4 protein-coding genes are annotated in these 3,143 nt (G+C 42.5%); all 4 read left to right on the plus strand.

Going from position 1 to position 3,143, the window contains the following annotated elements:
• Window positions 1-292 (plus strand): hypothetical protein (locus JG50_RS0115435; RefSeq protein ID WP_033102025.1); only part of this gene is annotated, 292 nt, incomplete at its 5' end.
• Window positions 289-453, plus strand: coding sequence for a hypothetical protein (locus JG50_RS20250; RefSeq protein WP_160173903.1), 165 nt, complete (start codon window positions 289-291; stop codon window positions 451-453). The genes JG50_RS0115435 and JG50_RS20250, both read left to right, overlap by 4 nt.
• Before the next feature lie 401 nt (window positions 454-854).
• On the plus strand, window positions 855-2,378 hold the full coding sequence (locus tag JG50_RS0115445) for a class I adenylate-forming enzyme family protein (protein WP_033102027.1): 1,524 nt from the start codon (window positions 855-857) through the stop codon (window positions 2,376-2,378).
• Between the two features lie 217 nt (window positions 2,379-2,595).
• On the plus strand, window positions 2,596-3,000 hold the full coding sequence (locus tag JG50_RS0115450) for a hypothetical protein (RefSeq protein ID WP_033102028.1): 405 nt from the start codon (window positions 2,596-2,598) through the stop codon (window positions 2,998-3,000).
• Window positions 3,001-3,143 lie beyond the last annotated feature (143 nt).

Genomic DNA, 3,143 nt, shown 5'->3' on the forward strand with positions numbered 1-3,143 from the left:
AACCCTCCCGGCGGCATCCGGAAGGGATTTTGGAAAAAACATATGGATCTTCATTATATCACATGAAAGGATGACCAAAATGATAAGTTGCGACTGGCAAATCATAGTGGGAATCAAAGAAAAAGCAACAGGCAAAATCATTGCTACAGCTCCTGTGGTATTAAATTTAATGAGCTACTTAGACGAACTAGGAGCAAAAAAACGCGCTTTGTTTGAAGTTGAAAAAAGGAAAGGATCTCTAAAATCAGGATATCAGTATGTTGCTATAAAGGCGCAGGTCCTATACCGGTGAAGCGAAATCGAGGAGCGTTGGGCACCCTGAAACACGAGGGAATGCACCTGACCGAAGCGGAGATGGAATTGTTGGTGGCCTTTGTCTCAGGTCGGATCACAGAGAAAGAATACGATCGCCAGGCGCTGGAGTTGGTGCTCGGGGTAGAGAAGGAGAGATGAACATGATGGTACTAGACTTTTTTCGCCGTGGTCAACGTAGTCAGTTGAGAAAGGAACGTTATGCCACACTGTTGTTGGAATTCAAGGAAATCCGACATTGGATAAATTGGCGAGGACGTTATATGTCCTCTAAGGAGTTAAAAAAAGAATACGGGATAAAAAGACCGCTGCCCAACGCTCCCATTCAGCTTTCCACTTTTCATAGAGGTCTTCTCCCTCTTTTCGTTCCTGGGCGCTAAGGCCCAGAATCAGGTTTTACAAGGATTTTGCCTTGTTTTCACATAAGAAATTAAAAAACAAATCTAAAAATCATGTAAATCATATTTAAAAATCGTAAATTTAAAGGGATATATTTGATATATTCATATTATCCATAGATTCATTAAGAGGAGGTCAAAAAAATGTATATGTCTTTGGGACAAATATTACATAAACGGGCCATGCAGTACAAACACATAGAAGCCATTGTTGGACCAAAACGGAGAATGACGTACCAAGAATATGATGAGCTGTCTAACCAGGTCGCCCACTATCTTTTGTCTCTGGGAATCCAAAAGGGAGACCGGGTGGCCATCCTTCCCGAAACGAATATTCCGTTTCCGCTGATTTTTATGGGCACTCTCAAAATCGGAGCGGTGATTGCCACGCTGAATTGGCGTTGGACCCAGGATCTGTTGAATGATGTAATCCGAGATATTGAGCCAAAAATCATTTTCTATGATGAACGCTTTGCCGATCTCATTCATTCATTGCAGGTGCCAGAACAGACCCAATCCATAAGGATTTCGCGCCAATTAGATCTGGAACTGGAGTTTGCCCAAAACTTAGCTACTTTTCCGAGTACATATCCTCAGGTGGAAGTAAAACCAGAAGATCATGCGGCGATCGTCTATACATCGGGAACCACGGGAAGGCCCAAAGGGGTCGTTATGACACATGCCAATTTATATGAATCCGGATTAAACAACGGCCTGGCCGGTTGTTATCGGTTTGCGCAACGCGTGTTGATCCCGATCATGTTGGGGCATATTTCGTCCATTTCTATCCTTTCTTTTCAAAGTTTGATCGGGTTTACCGTGGTGTTCATACCGAAACTGACCCCGGACAATTTATTGGAAACGATCGAATCAGAAAAAATCAATATTATGTTTGTTCCTCCGCAATTTCTAAGGCTGATTTTGCCGATCATTTATAAATCTGAATATACGTTATCTTCATTAACTGAAATCCAAACCGGAGGTTCGTTTGTCCCTCGTTCATTGATCGAAGACTATGAAAAACTGGGCTTCCGCATTTCCATCATCTATGGTGCCACGGAAATCGGAGGAAGCGGTTGTTATTGGAACCCCATAATGGGCATGGAATTCTCAAACTCCGTCGGGCGTCCGCTTTTTTTTGACATCGCGATCTTAAATCGCGAGACCAAAGAAAAACTTCCCACCGGTGAAATCGGGGAGATTGCTATTAAAGGTCCCATGGTGTTTAAGGAATATTGGCGTGATCCTGAAGAAACCAAAAAGGTCAAACAGAATGGATGGTTTCTCTCTGGCGATGCCGGCTACATGGATGAAAATGGATTTGTCTATGTTGTCGACCGTTACAAGGATGTCATTTACTTTGGCGGAGTTGGAGCTATTTTCCCAAGCAAAGTAGAAGGGGTCATCAAAGAATTGGAGGAGGTGGCCGATGCTGCTTTAGTGGGGCTTCCTCATGAAAAATGGGGCGAAGTTCCCTGTGCTTTTATTGAGACCAAGCCCGAAAGCAGCCTGACCAAGGAACAGGTATTTGCCCACGTGTATTCGAAACTGCCCAAGCACCATCTGGTCGAAGTGAACTTTGTGGATGAGTTGCCGCGCAATGCCATGGGAAAAATAGACAAGCCGTGGTTGAGGAAGAATTATCGACCCAAATTAGAAAAACTATGATCTATCATCAAAACCGATCGACCAAAAAAAGATCTTGGGTTTAAAACTTCCCAAGGTCTATGATTTCTTCGCGGTGACGCTCAATAAGGGGTAAGTCCGGGATCAGTCCAAAAAATGCACGATAAATAGAAAAAAATGCAAAAAAGAGGAACTTCGTATTTTTGAGAAGAAGTTTCTAAAATAGCCTGACCATCAAGTGTGAAAGGAGCTTGTAATATTGATATTTCGCCAAAAAAATAAGCTTGGTTTGGACACGTATCGTCATTTAGATCAACAAGACTATAAAGATCTTGTATCAAAGGCAAATGCACATTCAGACAGTGTCGTTACGCAATACCGTCATTTGAAAAACATCGGAACGAGCAAAAAGCTCTTGCTTCAATTTCTTGCTGATCAAGCACAATACAAAATGGTGGAAATCCCACGTGATATAACGTTTGAGTTTACCGCAGCTGAACTGGAATGGATGCTTCGGTCCATCAAAGACTTAGTGAATCATTTACAGGAGGATTTACCTGATGGAGTTTATGAGTACAACTTCAATCGGATTGAAGATTTCCTTTATAAATGTTTAGCGGGAGCAGAGAGAAAAAAATGGGAGCGGCTCAGAAGGGAGACTTAGATTTTTCGATTTATATGCCTTATTTCATTTCGGGGGGTACTTGGAGTATTCGGAATGATTTTTCGTGTCTCAGAAAGCCTCCTAGACCCCTGTTTTTGCAAATGAAAAAGAGCTGCCCCGACACAAAGGGCAGCTTTCATTAT

The organism is Thermoactinomyces daqus, assembly GCF_000763315.1.
In the GTDB taxonomy this organism is placed as follows: Bacteria; Bacillota; Bacilli; order Thermoactinomycetales; family Thermoactinomycetaceae; genus Thermoactinomyces_A; species Thermoactinomyces_A daqus.